Raw genomic sequence first — 15,011 nt, forward strand, 5'->3', positions numbered from 1 at the left:
CGCCTATGCCCTCGTTCCGTACCCTGGCCGAACGACTCGACGCCATCAACGAGTTCGACCGCGAGCCCGTCTCCGAAGACCGCCTGCAAGGACCCGGCAGCTTCATCGGGCTCTACGCCGGCGAGCACGTCGCCGGCACCGAATTCGTGATCGGCCCCCTCTTCGTCGCCCACGGCGTGGCGGCGGCCGACCTGTTCCTCGGCCTGCTCGTCGGCAACCTGCTGGCGGTGCTCTCCTGGGCGTTCATCTGCGCTCCCATCGCCACACGCACGCGCCTGAACCTCTACTGGAAACTGCGCAAGATCGCCGGGCCGAACCTCCTCTTCCTCTACAACATCGTCAACGCCCTCATGTTTTGCTTCCTGGCGGGGGCGATGATCTCGGTGGCGGCCACGGCCGTCGGCATCCCGTTCGACATGGCGATGCCGCAACTGAGCGACCTCTACCCCAACAGCGCCGGCTGGGTCGTAACCGTCCTGCTGGTGGGCGCCGTCGTCACGGTGCTGGCCATCCTCGGGTTCGAAAAGATCGCACACTTCTCGAAAGTGGCCTCCCCGTGGATGTTCCTCGTCTTCGTCGCCTGTGGGGTGGCCGTGCTGCCACAGCTGGGCGTGCACACGATCGGCGACTTCTGGCAGGTAGCCAGCGAAAAGATCTGGACGGGCGTGCCGATGGAGGGCCGCGTGAAGTTCACCTTCTGGCACGTGACGTTCTTCGCCTGGTTCTGCAACATGGCCATGCACATCGGCATGGCGGACATGACGATCCTCCGCTATGCCCGGAAGTGGACCTATGGCTTTGCCAGCGCGTTCGGCATGTACCTGGGGCACTACATCGCCTGGATCGCCTCCGGCATCCTGGTGGCGCTGGCGCTCCAGATCGGGCACGAGGTGGCGCCCGGCCCCATCGCCTACCTGGGAGCGGGGCTGGCCGGCCTCGTGGCCGTCCTCATCGCGGGCTGGACGACCGCCAACCCGACCATTTACCGGGCCGGCCTGGCCATGCAGACCATCACGCCGAACTGGAAGCGGTGGAAGGTCACGCTCGCCGTGGGGGTCATCACGACGGTCGCCGCGCTGTTCCCGGCGCTCATGATGCGGCTGCTCGACTTCGTCGCCCTCTACGGGCTGCTGCTCATGCCGATGGGTGCCGTCATCTTCGCCGACTTCTGGCTGCTGCCAAAGCTGGGCCTGCGGCAGGACTACGCCGAATGGAAGCAGCTCCTCTTCAGCTGGCCGGCGGCGCTGGCCTGGTTCGTGACGCTGGGCGCCTGCCTGCTGCTCAACCTGGCCGGGGGCGTGGAGATCTTCTTCCTGGGCCTGCCCGGCTGGTTCATCGCCGTCGCCCTCTACGTGGGCCTGAGCCTGCTCCAGCAGCGGCGTGCCGCCGCGACGGCCGCCGTGACGACCGCGCCCTCCCCCGAACCCGCCCTCGGAGAACGCCCATGAAAGCCTTGCTGTACGTGATCTCGTTCCTGGGTCTGGCCCTTACGGTCGTGCCAGCCTTCCTCGTCTTCGCCGGGGCGATCCCGTGGGAGACCCATGCCACGCTCATGTTCGCCGGCACGGTGGCGTGGTTCGTGACCGCCCCGTTCTGGATGCACACCGGGAGCCCGGATGCCCCGGCAAACCCCGCGCCGTAGCCCCCGCCCCGCCGCACCCCGCTCCCCCGAACGACATCCCCCATGAACCTCTCCGAACACATCGAGCAGACCAACCGGACGGACGAAGCCCTCTTCCGTCGGGACTACGAGCACCTGGGCGAACAGCTGGCCCGCCGCGGCCTCGACCTCGAGGCGCTCGTGACGGAGGTGGCCCGCTTCGAGGTCGCCATCCCCTCGTGGGCCCTGACGACCGGCGGCACCCGCTTCGGCCGCTTCCCCGGGCCGGGCGAGCCGCGCGACGTCTTCGAAAAGATGGAGGACATCGCCGTCATCCACCGGCTGACGGTCGCCGCACCCCGCGTCTCGCTCCACATCCCCTGGGACGAACCCGGGGACCCCGCCGCCCTCCGGGACCACGCCGCCGCCCTCGGGCTGGGCTTCGACGCCGTCAACTCGAACACCTTCCAGGATCAGCCCGGCCAGGCGCACTCCTACAAGTTCGGTTCGCTCGCCCACACGGACCCCGCCGTGCGCGCCCAGGCGGTGGCGCACAACCTGCACGTCGTCGAGGTCGGCCGGGCACTCGGCTCCCGGGCGCTGACGGTCTGGCTGGCCGACGGCAGCAACTACCCCGGGCAGATGCACCTGCGCCGGAGCTTCGAGCGGGTGCTGGACGGCCTCCGGCAGATCTACGATGGCCTGCCCGAAGACTGGCACCTGTTCACCGAACACAAGCCCTACGAGCCGGCCTTCTACGCCACGGTCGTACAGGACTGGGGCTCCTCGCTGATGCTGGCGCAGGCGCTCGGCCCCCGCGCCGCCTGCCTGGTGGACCTGGGACACCACCTGCCCAACACCAACATCGAGCTGGTCGTGGCCCGCCTGATCACCGCCGGCCGGCTGGGCGGCTTCCATTTCAACGACAGCAAGTACGGGGACGACGACCTGACCGCCGGCTCCATCAAGCCCTATCAGCTTTTCCTCGTCTTCCACGAACTCGTGACGGCGGCCCGTGAGCAGGTGCCGGGCTTCGACCCCGCCTACATGATCGACCAGAGCCATAACCTGAAGGACCCCATCGAGGCGCTCCTGCAGACCGTCGACCAGTTGCAGCGGGCCTACGCGAAGGCCCTGCTCGTGGACCACGAGGCCCTGGCCCATTACCAGGAGACGAACGACGTGCTCATGGCCGAGATGACCCTGAAGGCCGCCTTCGAGACGGACGTCGGGCCGCTGGTGGCGGCGGCACGCGCACGGGGCGGTGGGGCCCGGAACCCCGTGGCGGCATTCCGGGCCGCCGGCTACCGGGCCGCCCGCAGCCGTGAGCGCGCCGGCAGCGTGTACGTCCCCCCGCAGAGTCTGTAGAGGTGCCCCATGAAGCCGACGCACTACCTGGCCGTAGACCTGGGCGCCTCCAGCGGGCGCGTCTTCCTGGGCACACTCGAGGGCGACGTGATGCACATGGAAGCCCTCCACCGGTTCGAGACGCCGCTGCTCGAACGGGACGGGCACCTGTACTGGGACGCGGAGGCCCTCGTGCGGGAGGTGGAGCAGGGCCTGCGCCGGGGCCTGGACGCCGCCCCGGACCTGCGCTCCGTCGCGGTGGATTCGTGGGCGGTCGACTACGTGCCGCTGGACCGGGACGGCCAACCCCTCCGCCGTCCCTACGCCTACCGCGACCGGCGCACCGACGGCCTGATGCAGGACGCCTTCCGGACGATGCCGGCGGCGGAGCTCTTCGCCCACACCGGCATCCAGTTCCTCCCCTTCAACACGCTCTACCAGGTGCTGGCCGACCGGCGCGACACCCCGGACCTGCACCGGCGCACCGCCTGCCACCTGACCATCGCCGACTACCTGAACCACCGCCTGGGTGGCCGGCCCGTCATCGAGGTCTCCATGGCGAGCACCACCCAGCTGATGGACGTTCACACCCGGACGTGGTCGGAGGCGGTGTTCCGGGCCTTCGGCCTCGACCCGGGGGCCTGGCCGTCGATCGTCCCCTCGGGCACGCCGACGGGCCATGTGACCGCCGCGCCCCACGTGGCCGTACTGGCCGCATGCAGCCACGATACCGCCTGCGCCGTGGCCGCCGTCCCCGCCGGCGAGGGCCCCGGCTGGGCCTACATCAGCTGCGGCACGTGGTCCCTCCTGGGCGTCGAGCGGCAGGTTCCCCTGCTGGGCGAGGCGGCCCGCACGGCCGGCTTCACGAACGAGGCGGGGCTCGACGGCACCATCCGCTTCCTGAAAAACCTGACCGGGCTGTGGGCTCTGCAGGAATGCGCCCGCGAATGGGGCACGGTCGACTGGGAGGCCCTGGAGCGCGAGGCCCGCGCCGCGGCCCCGCCCGCCTTCCTGATCGACCTCGAAGACCCCCGGTTCCTCCCGCGTGGCGGCATGGAAGCCCGCCTGGCCGGCTACCTCCGCGAGCACGGGCAGCCCGTCCCCGGGACGCGCGCCGGCTGGACGCGCCTCATCCTCGAGAGCATCGCCGCGGGGTACCGGCGCACGCTCGACGACCTGGAGCGCCTCACCGGCCAGCCCATCGACACCATCCACCTGGTCGGCGGCGGCGCCCGGAACCACCTGCTCTGCGCGCTGACGGCGCACGCCTGCGGCCGGACCGTCGTCGCCGGGCGGGAGGAGGCCACCGCCCTGGGCAACCTGCTCATCCAGGCCCGCACGCTCGGCGACCTGCCCCCCGGCCTCACCCTCCGGGACGTCGCCCGGCGCTCATCCGACCTTCACGTATTCCATCCGACCGAACAAACCGTCTGATCCACGATATGCCCGATATGACCACCCTCGAATCGCTTTATCTCGTCGAAGACCGCTGGGACGACGCCGTGGCCGACCGCCTCGACCCCGTCGAGCGGCTCGTGTACCGCTCCAACCTGCTCGGCAGCGACTGGCGCATCACCAACACCGGCGGGGGCAACACCTCGTCGAAGCTCGTCGAGCGCGACCCCATCACGGGCGAGCCCGTCGACGTGCTCTGGGTCAAGGGCTCCGGGGGGGACCTGCGCACGGCCCGGCGCGAGCACTTCGCCTCGCTCTACCTAGCGCAACTGCTCGCCTTGCAGGAGCGATACCAGGCCTTCGACGAGCGCGGCCCCAAGACGCCGGCCGAGGACGCCATGGTCGCCCTCTACCCGCACACCACGTTCAACCTGAACCGCCGCGCCCCCAGCATCGACACCCCGCTGCACGCCTTCATCCCGTACCGCCACGTCGACCACATGCACCCGGTCGCCGTCATCGCCATCGCCACGGCCGCCGACGGCCCGGCGCTGACGAAGCAGATCTACGGCGATGAGGTCGTCTGGCTGGACTGGCAGCGGCCCGGCTTCGAACTGGGGCTGGCCCTGCAGCGCGTCTGCGAGGCGCATCCCGAGGCGAAGGGCGTCATCCTCGGCGGCCACGGCCTCATCAACTGGGCGGACGACGACCGCGACTGCTACCGGCTCACGCTCCGCCTCATCAACCAGGCCGCCCGCTTCCTCGCCGAGCACGACCGCGGCCAGGAGACCTTCGGCGGGGCCAAGTACCCGGCCCTGCCCGAAGCGGAACGGCGCGAGGTGCTCGTGCGCCTCCTCCCCTGGCTCCGGGGACGCCTCAGCCGCAAGAAACGGGTGCTGGCGACGGTCGAGTCCTCCCCGGCCGTCCTCGACTTCGTCAACGCCGTCCGGGCGCCCGAACTGGCCGAGCTGGGCACCTCCTGCCCCGACCACTTCCTCCGCACCAAGATCAAGCCGCTCTATGTGGACTGGGACCCCGGGCGGGAGGACATCGAACGGCTCAAGGATCGGCTGGAGGAAGGGCTGGCGCAGTATGCGAAGGACTATGCCGCCTACTACGAGGCCTGCAAGCGCCCGGACTCCCCGCCCATGCGTGGGGATGAGCCGACCGTCATCCTGATCCCCGGGGTGGGTATGATCGGCTGGGGCAAGTCGAAGAGCGAGAGCCGGGTGACGGCCGAATTCTACCGCTGCGCCATCGAGGTGATGCGCGGGGCAGAGGCCGTCAGCCGCTACACGGCGCTGCCGCGGCAGGAGGCCTTCGACATCGAGTACTGGGCGCTGGAGGAGGCGAAGCTGCGGCGGATGCCGCCCGAGAAAGAGCTGGCGCGGCAGGTGGCCCTGGTCGTCGGGGCGGGCAGCGGCATTGGCGTGGCCGTGGCCAACCGCCTCGTCGACGAAGGCGCCGTCGTCTCGGCCGCCGACCTGGATGCCGGCGCCGCCGAAACGACGGTGGCGGCCATCGAGCAGCGCCTCGGCCGGGGCATCGGCGTGGCCGGTACCGGCATCGCGGCCGCCGGCGACGCCATCGCCCTGCCGGTGGACATGACGGACCGCGCCTCGGTCCGCCGGGCCCTCGAGGACACCATCCTGGCCTACGGCGGCATCGACCACGTCGTCATCTCGGCCGGCCTCTACGTCAGCCCCGACGTCGACGGCGAGATCCCCGACGCCCGGTGGGACGACACCTTCCGTGTCAACGTGAAAGGCCCGTACCTGGTCGCCAGTGAGATGAAGCGCATCTGGCAGGAGCAGGACCTGCCGGGCAGCCTGGTCGTGCTGACGAGTGTCAACGCCGTCGTGGCGAAGGAAGGCAGCATGGCCTACGACACGAGCAAGGCGGCGGCCAACCACCTGGTGCGCGAACTGGCGGTGGCCCTGGCCCCGCGCGTGCGCGTCAACGCCCTGGCACCGGCCACGGTCGTCGAAGGCAGCAAGATGTTCCCGCGTGAGCGGGTCATCGCCTCGCTGACGAAGTACGGCCTGCCGTACGACGAGGCCGAGGACACCGAGACGCTGCGCGCCCGCCTCTCCGCCTTCTACGCCGAGCGCACCCTCACCAAGCAGACCATCACGCCGGACGACCAGGCCGAGGCCGTGTTCCTGCTCGTGAGCCGCCGCCTGGCCAAGACCACCGGCCAGATCCTGCACGTCGACGGCGGCATCCGGGATGCCTTCCTCCGATGAGGGTCGGCCTCTTCATACCGTGCTATCTCGACCAGCTGTACCCGGAGGTGGCCGTGGCCACGCTGGCCGTGCTGGAGGGCCAGGGCCTGGCGGTGGACTACCCGCTCGACCAGACGTGCTGCGGCCAGCCGATGGCCAACGCAGGCTGTGCGGACGCCGCCGAAGGCGTGCACCGGCACTTCCGCCGGACCTTCGACGGCTTCGACACCGTGGTGGCGCCCTCGGGAAGCTGTGTGCTCCACGTGCGCCGGCACGTGCTGGGGACCGCCGCCACGCCCCGGGTCTTTGAACTGTGCGAGTTCCTCGTCGACGTGCTGAAGACGCCCTCCCTGAACGTGCGCTTTCCGTACCGCGTCGGCGTCCATGCGGCCTGCCACGGCCTGCGCGGCCTGCGTCTGGGAGCCGGCACCGAGCGCCGCGTGCCGCCCTTCGACAAGGTGGCCGCCCTCCTCGACCGGATCGACGGCCTCGAACGCGTCTCCCTGGACCGCCCGGACGAATGCTGCGGGTTCGGGGGGACGTTCGCCGTCGGGGAGGAAGCCGTCTCGGTGCGTATGGGCCGCGACCGGCTGCAGGACCATCTGGACCACGGGGTCGAGGTCATCACGAGCACCGACATGTCCTGCCTGATGCACCTCGACGGGCTCATCCGGCGCGAGCGGCGGCTGGGCCGCCTCACACGACCCCTGCAGGTGATGCACGTGGCCGAGATCCTGGCCGGCGTCTCGCCCGCGGAGGCCGCCCGCCGCCGGGGCGCCCGCCTGAACGGAGGGGAGGTGACGGCATGAACCGGCTGCTGCACACCCTGCCCGTGATCGACCACCCCGCCGCCGCGGCCCGTTTCCTCCACGACGCCGACCGCGCCACCTGGCACGACGCCTCCCTCTGGCAGGTCCGCCGGAAACGCGACCGGGCGGCGGCCATGGTCGAAGAATGGGAGGAGCTGCGCGCGCTCGCCTCGGCCATCAAGGAGCACACCCTCTCCCACCTCGACACGTACCTGGAGGCCTTCGAGCGGCACGCGACGGCCAACGGCATCCAGGTCCACTGGGCCGCCGATGCCGCCGAGCACAACCGCATCGTGCTCGACCTGCTGCGCCGACACGGGGCGCGGCGGGTCGTCAAGAGCAAGTCCATGCTGACGGAAGAATGCGGCCTCAACCCGTTCCTGGAGGCCCACGGCATCGAGGTGGTGGACACCGACCTGGGCGAGCGCATCGTGCAGCTGGCGAACGACGCCCCGAGCCACATCGTCATGCCCGCCATCCACTACCGGCAGGAGGAGATCGGCGCCCTCTTTCACGCGAAGATGGGCACGGAGGCCGGGGCGGACGAGCCGGCCTACCTGGCCGCGGCCGCCCGGCGGGACCTGCGCCGGCGCTTCCTGGAAGCCGACGCGGCGATCACCGGCGTCAACTTCGCCGTCGCAGAGACGGGCGGGTTCGTCGTCTGCACGAACGAGGGCAACGCCGACCTGGGGGCCCACCTGGCGCCGCTCCACATTGCCTGCATGGGCCTCGAGAAGGTCATCCCGCGCCTGGACGACCTGGGCGTGTTCCTGCGCCTGCTGGCCCGGAGTGCGACGGGACAGCCGATCACGGTCTACACCTCCCACTTCCACCGGCCGCCGCCCGGGCGCGCGCTGCACGTGGTGCTGGTGGACAACGGCCGCTCGGCCCAGCTTGCCCGCCCGGCCTACCGGGCCTCGCTCAAGTGCATCCGTTGCGGCGCCTGCATGAACACCTGCCCGGTCTACCGGCGCAGCGGCGGGCACAGCTACGGCGCCCCGGTGCCCGGTCCCATCGGCTCCATCCTGATGCCCGGCGCCGATCCCGTGCGCTACGCGTCGCTGCCCTTTGCCTCCACACTGTGCGGCTCCTGCAGCGACGTCTGCCCGGTGCAGATCGACATCCACGACCAGCTCTACGCCTGGCGCCAGGACGTCACCCGGGCCGGGGGCGTCTCCCGGGCGAAGCGGTGGTTCATGCAGATGGCCGGCTGGCTCCTCGCTCACCCGCGCCGTTACAGGGTCGCGGGGGCCGCCCTGCGCCGGCTCCTGCGCCACCTGCCCCGCCGCCTCCTCTATGCCCGGCCGAACACCTGGGGACGGGCCCGGGAGCTCCCCCCGGTGCCGCCGCAGACATTCCGCGACTGGTACCGGACCCACCGCCCTGCCCCGGAACACCCCGCTGACATGCCATGAACAGCCGCACGAAGATCCTGGAGGCCGTGGCCCGCCATCGCCCGCCGCCCCGCCCCCATCCCGGCCTGCCGTCCTTTCCCGCCCCCGGGAATGACCTGGCGGCGCGCTTCCGGGAGGCGGCGGCCGGCGTGAACGCAACCTGCCTCACGGGCTCCCTCGACACCCTGGGCGACGTCGTCCGGGCACGGTATCCCGGCGCCCGGGTGATCGCCGCCCTCGAGCCGGACCTGCTGCCCGGGACGCAGGTGATCGACGCCACGACCGCCCCGGCGGAGCTGGCTACGATCGACCTGCTCGTGTGCCGCGGCACGCTCGGCGTGGCCGAAAGCGGCGCCGTGTGGGTGCGGGCCGCGCCCGCCGGGCATCGTGCCGCACTGTTCCTGGCCGAACACCTGCTGCTCCTGCTCCCTGCCGACCGCCTCGTCTGGAACCTGCACCAGGCCTACGACCGCCTCGACGTGGCGGCGGAGGACTTCGGCGTCTTCGTGGCCGGCCCCTCGAAAACCGCCGACATCGCCCAGGCCCTCGTCATCGGCGCCCACGGCCCCCGCAGCGTGACGGTCTACCTGATCCCGGATACGAAAATCTCTTTTTGAATAGTGCATTCCTCCCAGAAACGATGCCGTCTGGCCGACCAGATGAGGCTCCAAAAGGTTCATTACCAGCCATATCCTTCATCCAAATACCCATCAAAGACATGGCCAAAGCCAGTATATCCATACCGGAGAGATGATTGATAATGCATATTAATTGCGGTTTCCTGATAAAGACGCACGGCATCGTTTTTCTATCTTCTTCACCGAAACATCAAGCGACCGTCACCGCAGAAGGTTCGCCGAGCCTGAAAGGGCTTTTTCCCGAAGCCCACCGGAGAACAACGACCGCACGCGCTGGCCCCTATGTGCCCATGCCTTTCCGATTGCCATGACCAGGAACCCCGAACAGGCTGGCCCCACCAAAATGTGGCAGTATTTCCCGGGGCACTACATGTTCTCCTATCAGCTGGTGCGGATCCTGGCCCAAGCCCACTACGGCGGCGGCGAGTTCAACGAATGCCTGGAAGCCGCCGCCCGGATCGAACCGGGCAACCGGGAGTCGTTCCATGAAGCCTGGACCTGGCAGGGCAGGCAAGTCCTGGCTCGTGCCGAAAAAGCCCTGGCCGAAGGACGCCGAACCACCGCCAGGGCACACTTCCTCCGGGCATCGAACTACCTGCGCACCGCCGAATTCTTCCTCCAGCCCGGCGATGACCGCAAGCTGCCGACCTACCTTCAGGCCGTCGAAGCCTTCCACAGAAGTCTCCCCTACTGGCGCATCCCTCCGGACGTGGTGAAGGTGCCCTACGAGGGGTCTCACATGCCCGGCTATTTTTTCAAAGCGAAGGCCACGTTGACCGAACCTGGCCCGCTCGTCATCATGTTCGGCGGCCTGGACAGTTGTGCCGAAGAACTCTGGTTCGGCCCGGCCCTGCTGCTGAACGAGCGAGGCGTCTCCGTGCTGGTGCTCGACGGCCCCGGACAGGGCGGTGCGCTCCGCCTGAACGGCCTTCACACCCGGCACGACTACGAGGTCCCCGCCACGACCGCCTTCGACTGGGCCATTGCGAATCTGCCCGTCGACCCCGGTCGTATCGGAATCATGGCCGTCTCGATGGGTGGCTACATGGCGGCACGGGCCGCTGCGTTCGAGTCGCGCTTCCGGGCCTGTGCCATCTGGGGCGCCGTCTGGAACTACTCCGACACATGGGACAATCGCTCCGACGACCACCCGCTGGCACCGATCCTGATGCACATCCTCGGCGTCGATGACATGAAGTCCGCCCGCGAAAAACTCCAGCTCTTCACCCTCGACGGGGTCGCCGAGCAAATCAGGATACCGACCTTCATCTCGCACGGTGAGGACGACCGCCAGAACGTCGTCGCGCATGCTTACCGGCTCTACGAAGCCCTCACCTGTGAAAAACATCTTCACATCGTACCGAAAGAGGAAACCGGCTCGGCGCATTGCCACGTCGATAACTTCACGAAGGCCTACCCGATGCTCGACTGGCTGGCCCGCGAGCTCGGAAGTGAGGAGGTCTGACCCCGATCCGCTCACCCATCCGCATCCACCATGGCAGCGACAGCACACATACTCATCGTCGGCGGCGGTATTGGCGGGCTCTCGCTAGGCACGGCGCTTCGCCAGGCGGGCTTCGATGCGGAGATCGTCGAGATCCACGACGAGTTCGACGTCTACGGGGTCGGCATTATCCAGATGGTCAACGCGCTCCGTGCCCTCGACGCCATCGGCCTGGCCGACGAGACCATGCGCCGCGGCTTTCCCTACGGGAAAGTCAAGCTGTGCCTGGCCGATGGCACCCCGATCGGCGAGACGGGCACCCCACCGATCGGCCGCTTTCCCAGCCACAACGGCATCTCGCGACGGATCCTGCACGACGTCCTGCACGAGAAGGCGGTTGCCTCCGCTGTCCGGATCCGGATGGGCCTGAGCGTGGCGGCCCTCGAGCAGGATGCAACCGGCGTCGACGTCACCTTTACGGACGGCAGCACAGGGCGCTACGCCCTCGTCGTCGGTGCCGACGGGATGAACTCCCATGTGCGCGAACTGGTCTTCGGAGACTTCCCCCCCCGGCCGGTCGGCTCGGCGGTCTGGCGCTATCCTTTCGAGCGCCTGCCCGATCTCGACACCGGCTACATGTTCTTCGGGCGGAACGCCAAGATAGGCCTCATCCCGATGACACGAGACACGATGTACATGTTCGTCGTGACCCCCGACGCCGGACACCGACTGGCCCGGGAAGAGCTCGTGCCCCGGCTTCGTGCCTACATGCAAGCGTTTCCCAACCCGTTCATACAGCGCCTCATCGACCGGGTCGACGATCCGGACGAGGTGATCTACCGGCCGTTGTGGACCCTGCTCGTTCCACCGCCCTGGTACCGCGGGCGCGTCGTGCTCATTGGCGACGCGGCCCACACGACGGTGCCACAACTGGGCAATGGCGCCGCGCTGGCCATCGAAGATGCCGTCGTCCTGGCCGAAGAGCTGCACGCCTCCGGCCTGGACGACCCGGAGGTCCTCACGCGGGCCCTGGATCGCTTCATGGCACGCCGGTTCGACCGGTGCCGGATGGTCATAGAGGAGGGGGCGACGATTGCCCGGTGGGAGCAGCTCGAGTGGGAAGGGAAGCCCCTGCCCGAAGGGGCCGACATGGGCCGGAAGCTGGGCATGGTCTTCACCCGGCTCACCGAACCGATCTAGCCGCACGGCACCGCCTGACCCGGTACCGCCACGAGCACGCCATGAAATTCGTCACTTTCGAACACGAAACCGGCCGTCTCCGGGCCGGCTGGCTCCAGGACGACGGCGTTATCGACATGCAGCGCGCCCATTCCGACCTGCCGGCCGATCTTCTGGCTTTCATCGATCTGGGTCCGGAAGCGCTCGACTTCGCCCTGAGCCTGGACGTCGAACCCCACTGTCGACTGTCCGAGGTGCGCCTGCATGCCCCGTTGCCCCGCCCCCGCAGCATCCGGGACTTCGTCGCTTTCGAAGAGCACATGCTCAACTGTTCCCGCACGTTCGGCTATCCCGTCGCCCCGGCCTGGTACGAAATGCCCATCTTTTACTTCACCAACCACCATGCCATCCTCGGCCCGGAGGATCCGGTTCGTCGTCCCGCCGGAGAGACGCACCTCGACTTCGAACTCGAGGTGGCCTGTGTCATTGGCAGGCCGGGCGCCGACATTCCAGTCGAGGAGGCCTCCGGCTACATCTTCGGCTACATGATCTTCAACGACTGGACGGCCCGCTCCATCCAGCGCCGCGAAATGACGGTCATGCTCGGCCCCCACAAGGGCAAAGACTTCGCCAATGCATTTGGACCCTTTCTCGTCACCCGGGACGAGCTGACCCCGCGTGAAACCGGCGACGGCCGGCTTGACCTGGGCATGACGGCCCGCATCAACGGAAAGACCGTCTGCGAGAACAACTTCCGCACCATCTATCACCCTTTCGCCCACATGATCGCACGGGCTTCCGCGAACGGCGTAACGCTCCGGCCCGGAGACGTGCTCGGCAGCGGGACGGTTGGACACGGCAGCCTCGTCGAGGACGACTTCCGCAGACATCGCCCGCTCCAGCCGGGTGACGTCGTCGAGTTGGAGGTCGAAGGGCTGGGCATCCTGCGCAACCCGGTCGCCTAGCAGCAGCCCCATGGCCCTCACACGCACACAGGTTGGCATCATCGGTTCGGGCCCCGCCGGGCTCCTGCTCTCCCACCTGCTTCACCGGGAGGGCATCGAGTCGGTCATTCTGGAGCGGCGCAGCCGCTCCTATGTGGAGGGACGCATCCGGGCCGGCGTGCTGGAACAGGGCACAGCCGACCTCCTCCGGGAGGTCGGGGTCGCCGAACGCATGGAGCGGGAGGGCCTCCCGCACGCGGGCATCAACCTGGCTTTCTCCGAGCGGCTGGAACGCATCGACATGGCAGCCCATACCGGCGGCAAGACGGTCCTGATCTACGGACAGACGAAGGTAACCCGGGACCTTATCCGGGCCCGCCTCGACGCCGGCGCTCCCCTTCTCTTCGAGACACCCGTCGTGGGCATCGAGGGCTACCTCGACGCCAAACCCCGTCTCATCTACGAGCAGAACGGCCAACGGCACGAGCTCCGATGCGACTTCGTCGCCGGTTGCGACGGATATCATGGCATTGCTCGCCGGAGCGTCGACCCGGCCCGGCTGCACACCTTCGAAAAAACCTATCCGTTCGGCTGGCTTGGCCTGCTCGCCGACGTGCCACCGGCCGCCGAGGAACTGATCTACGTTAACCATGCGCGCGGCTTTGCGCTGTGCAGCATGCGCTCACCCACACGCAGCCGGTACTACATCCAGTGTGACGCCGACGACGACGTGGCCCGCTGGACCGACGAGGCCTTCTGGGACGAGCTGAGGCGCCGCCTTCCGCCCCGGGTGGCCGAGGCCGTCGTGACCGGGCCGCGCCTCGAGATGAGCATCGCCCCGCTGCGCAGCTTCGTGGCCGAGCCGATGCGCTTCGGCCGCCTCTTCTTGGCCGGCGACGCCGCCCACATCGTTCCCCCGACCGGCGCGAAAGGCCTCAACCTGGCTGCCTCCGATGTCCACTACCTGGCCCGTGCGCTGGCCGCCCATTACCGGGAGGGCCGTACCGACCTGCTCGATCGCTACTCCGAGACGGCCCTCCGGCGGGTCTGGAAGGCGATCCGGTTCTCCTGGTGGTTCACCTCGGTGCTGCACAAATTCACCGACGACCCCATCGACCACCGCCTCCAGATCGCCGAGCTCGACTACATCACCGGCTCCAACGCCGGCCGCACCATGGTGGCAGAGAACTACGTCGGCCTCCCCCTCGAACCCTTCGACTGAGGCATCCATGTCCGACCGTCGCGCCCTGTCCGTGAACGACCTTACCGTCAACGTCCTCCTTGAAGGCGAGGGCAGCGGTGTGCCGCTGGTGCTGGTGCATGCCCTGGGCACAGACCTGCGCCTCTGGGATGCCGTCGTTGCCCGGCTGCGGACCTGGGACCCGCACCGGCCCCTGCTGCGCTACGATCTACGGGGGCATGGACTCTCCGACGCCCCCGCACCGCCCTACACCCTGGCCATGCTTACGGACGACCTGATCGGTCTGGTCCAGACCCTGGGCCTCGCATGCATCGACCTGACCGGCATCTCGGTGGGGGGTCTCATCGCCATGAACCTGGCGGCGAAGTATCCCGGCCGGGTGCGGCGCCTCGTGCTGTGCGACACCCTGCCGCGTATTGGCACCGCGGCCGCCTGGGAAACCCGTACCGAAGCCCTTCGCGACCGCGGTATGGCCGCCCTGGCCCAAACCATCCTCGACCGTTGGTTTGCCCCGTCCTTCCCGCACCGGGAGCCGGCTACTTACCGGCTCTACGTGAACATGTTGCATCGCACCCCGCTCGACGGCTACCTGGGCACCTGCGCCGCCCTGCGTGACGGAGACGTCTCGGACCGGCTCGACCGGATCACGGCCCCCGCCCTCGTACTCTGTGGCACGGAAGACCTCGCCACCCCCCTGCAAGATTGCCGCACCCTGGCTGAAGCGTTGCCCGAAGCCCGTTTCGAAGCGGTGCCCGGCGCCGCGCACCTCCCGCCGGTCGAACAACCGGACGCCCTCTCCGATGCCCTCATCCGTTTTTTGTCCAACGCATAACGC

The 15,011-nt window shown here is 68.8% G+C and carries 13 protein-coding genes; all 13 read left to right on the forward strand.

From position 1 onward, the window contains the following. Positions 1 to 5: 5 nt before the first annotated feature. The 13 genes from GQ464_RS00045 to pcaD all read left to right on the forward strand — a co-directional run bounded on the left by GQ464_RS00045 (position 6) and on the right by pcaD (position 15,008). The gene (locus tag GQ464_RS00045; RefSeq protein WP_166975087.1) at positions 6 to 1,448 is read left to right on the forward strand and encodes a purine-cytosine permease family protein; all 1,443 of its coding nucleotides are present in this window, start codon (positions 6 to 8) and stop codon (positions 1,446 to 1,448) included. Next, positions 1,445 to 1,642 (forward strand): hypothetical protein, encoded by a 198-nt coding sequence (locus GQ464_RS00050; RefSeq protein ID WP_166975090.1) that lies wholly within the window; start codon positions 1,445 to 1,447, stop codon positions 1,640 to 1,642. Before GQ464_RS00045 ends, GQ464_RS00050 begins: the two co-directional genes overlap by 4 nt. 42 nt (positions 1,643 to 1,684) lie before the next feature. Further along, entirely contained in the window at positions 1,685 to 2,968 is a 1,284-nt protein-coding gene (locus GQ464_RS00055; protein ID WP_166975093.1) for a sugar isomerase, read from the forward strand. 9 nt (positions 2,969 to 2,977) lie between these two features. Further along, positions 2,978 to 4,381, forward strand: coding sequence for a rhamnulokinase (locus tag GQ464_RS00060; RefSeq protein WP_166975096.1), 1,404 nt, complete (start codon positions 2,978 to 2,980; stop codon positions 4,379 to 4,381). A gap of 17 nt (positions 4,382 to 4,398) precedes the next feature. Beyond that, a complete protein-coding gene (locus tag GQ464_RS00065; RefSeq protein ID WP_166975099.1) occupies positions 4,399 to 6,588 on the forward strand; it encodes a bifunctional rhamnulose-1-phosphate aldolase/short-chain dehydrogenase in 2,190 nt (729 codons plus the stop codon). After that, positions 6,585 to 7,376 carry a (Fe-S)-binding protein gene (locus GQ464_RS00070; RefSeq protein ID WP_166975102.1) on the forward strand — a complete coding sequence of 264 codons (792 nt, stop codon included), beginning with the start codon at positions 6,585 to 6,587 and terminating at the stop codon, positions 7,374 to 7,376. Before GQ464_RS00065 ends, GQ464_RS00070 begins: the two co-directional genes overlap by 4 nt. Further along, a complete protein-coding gene (locus GQ464_RS00075) occupies positions 7,373 to 8,791 on the forward strand; it encodes a lactate utilization protein B (RefSeq protein WP_166975105.1) in 1,419 nt (472 codons plus the stop codon). Before GQ464_RS00070 ends, GQ464_RS00075 begins: the two co-directional genes overlap by 4 nt. Next, complete coding sequence (locus GQ464_RS00080; protein ID WP_166975108.1) at positions 8,788 to 9,387, forward strand: LutC/YkgG family protein; 600 nt, start codon at positions 8,788 to 8,790, stop codon at positions 9,385 to 9,387. Before GQ464_RS00075 ends, GQ464_RS00080 begins: the two co-directional genes overlap by 4 nt. A 328-nt stretch (positions 9,388 to 9,715) precedes the next feature. Further along, complete coding sequence (locus GQ464_RS00085) at positions 9,716 to 10,873, forward strand: alpha/beta hydrolase family protein (RefSeq protein ID WP_228350454.1); 1,158 nt, start codon at positions 9,716 to 9,718, stop codon at positions 10,871 to 10,873. Between the two features lie 30 nt (positions 10,874 to 10,903). Next, on the forward strand, positions 10,904 to 12,052 hold the full coding sequence (locus tag GQ464_RS00090) for an FAD-dependent monooxygenase (protein ID WP_166975111.1): 1,149 nt from the start codon (positions 10,904 to 10,906) through the stop codon (positions 12,050 to 12,052). A 41-nt stretch (positions 12,053 to 12,093) separates the two neighbouring features. Continuing rightward, entirely contained in the window at positions 12,094 to 12,996 is a 903-nt protein-coding gene (locus GQ464_RS00095; RefSeq protein ID WP_166975114.1) for a fumarylacetoacetate hydrolase family protein, read from the forward strand. A gap of 10 nt (positions 12,997 to 13,006) precedes the next feature. After that, positions 13,007 to 14,197 (forward strand): 4-hydroxybenzoate 3-monooxygenase, encoded by a 1,191-nt coding sequence (gene pobA / locus GQ464_RS00100; RefSeq protein ID WP_166975117.1) that lies wholly within the window; start codon positions 13,007 to 13,009, stop codon positions 14,195 to 14,197. Between the two features lie 7 nt (positions 14,198 to 14,204). After that, on the forward strand, positions 14,205 to 15,008 hold the full coding sequence (pcaD, locus tag GQ464_RS00105; protein WP_166975120.1) for a 3-oxoadipate enol-lactonase: 804 nt from the start codon (positions 14,205 to 14,207) through the stop codon (positions 15,006 to 15,008). Positions 15,009 to 15,011 lie beyond the last annotated feature (3 nt).

Origin of the sequence: Rhodocaloribacter litoris (assembly GCF_011682235.2) — a bacterium.
In the GTDB taxonomy this organism is placed as follows: Bacteria; Bacteroidota; Rhodothermia; order Rhodothermales; family ISCAR-4553; genus Rhodocaloribacter; species Rhodocaloribacter litoris.

What these genes read in the sequence shown, in the direction of transcription:
- GQ464_RS00045 (WP_166975087.1), top strand. Translation starts at nt 6, where the DNA reads ATGCCCTCGTTCCGTACCCTGGCCGAACGACTCGACGCCATCAACGAG.
- GQ464_RS00050 (WP_166975090.1), top strand. Translation starts at nt 1,445, where the DNA reads ATGAAAGCCTTGCTGTACGTGATCTCGTTCCTGGGTCTGGCCCTTACG.
- GQ464_RS00055 (WP_166975093.1), top strand. Translation starts at nt 1,685, where the DNA reads ATGAACCTCTCCGAACACATCGAGCAGACCAACCGGACGGACGAAGCC.
- GQ464_RS00060 (WP_166975096.1), top strand. Translation starts at nt 2,978, where the DNA reads ATGAAGCCGACGCACTACCTGGCCGTAGACCTGGGCGCCTCCAGCGGG.
- GQ464_RS00065 (WP_166975099.1), top strand. Translation starts at nt 4,399, where the DNA reads ATGACCACCCTCGAATCGCTTTATCTCGTCGAAGACCGCTGGGACGAC.
- GQ464_RS00070 (WP_166975102.1), top strand. Translation starts at nt 6,585, where the DNA reads ATGAGGGTCGGCCTCTTCATACCGTGCTATCTCGACCAGCTGTACCCG.
- GQ464_RS00075 (WP_166975105.1), top strand. Translation starts at nt 7,373, where the DNA reads ATGAACCGGCTGCTGCACACCCTGCCCGTGATCGACCACCCCGCCGCC.
- GQ464_RS00080 (WP_166975108.1), top strand. Translation starts at nt 8,788, where the DNA reads ATGAACAGCCGCACGAAGATCCTGGAGGCCGTGGCCCGCCATCGCCCG.
- GQ464_RS00085 (WP_228350454.1), top strand. Translation starts at nt 9,716, where the DNA reads ATGACCAGGAACCCCGAACAGGCTGGCCCCACCAAAATGTGGCAGTAT.
- GQ464_RS00090 (WP_166975111.1), top strand. Translation starts at nt 10,904, where the DNA reads ATGGCAGCGACAGCACACATACTCATCGTCGGCGGCGGTATTGGCGGG.
- GQ464_RS00095 (WP_166975114.1), top strand. Translation starts at nt 12,094, where the DNA reads ATGAAATTCGTCACTTTCGAACACGAAACCGGCCGTCTCCGGGCCGGC.
- pobA (WP_166975117.1), top strand. Translation starts at nt 13,007, where the DNA reads ATGGCCCTCACACGCACACAGGTTGGCATCATCGGTTCGGGCCCCGCC.
- pcaD (WP_166975120.1), top strand. Translation starts at nt 14,205, where the DNA reads ATGTCCGACCGTCGCGCCCTGTCCGTGAACGACCTTACCGTCAACGTC.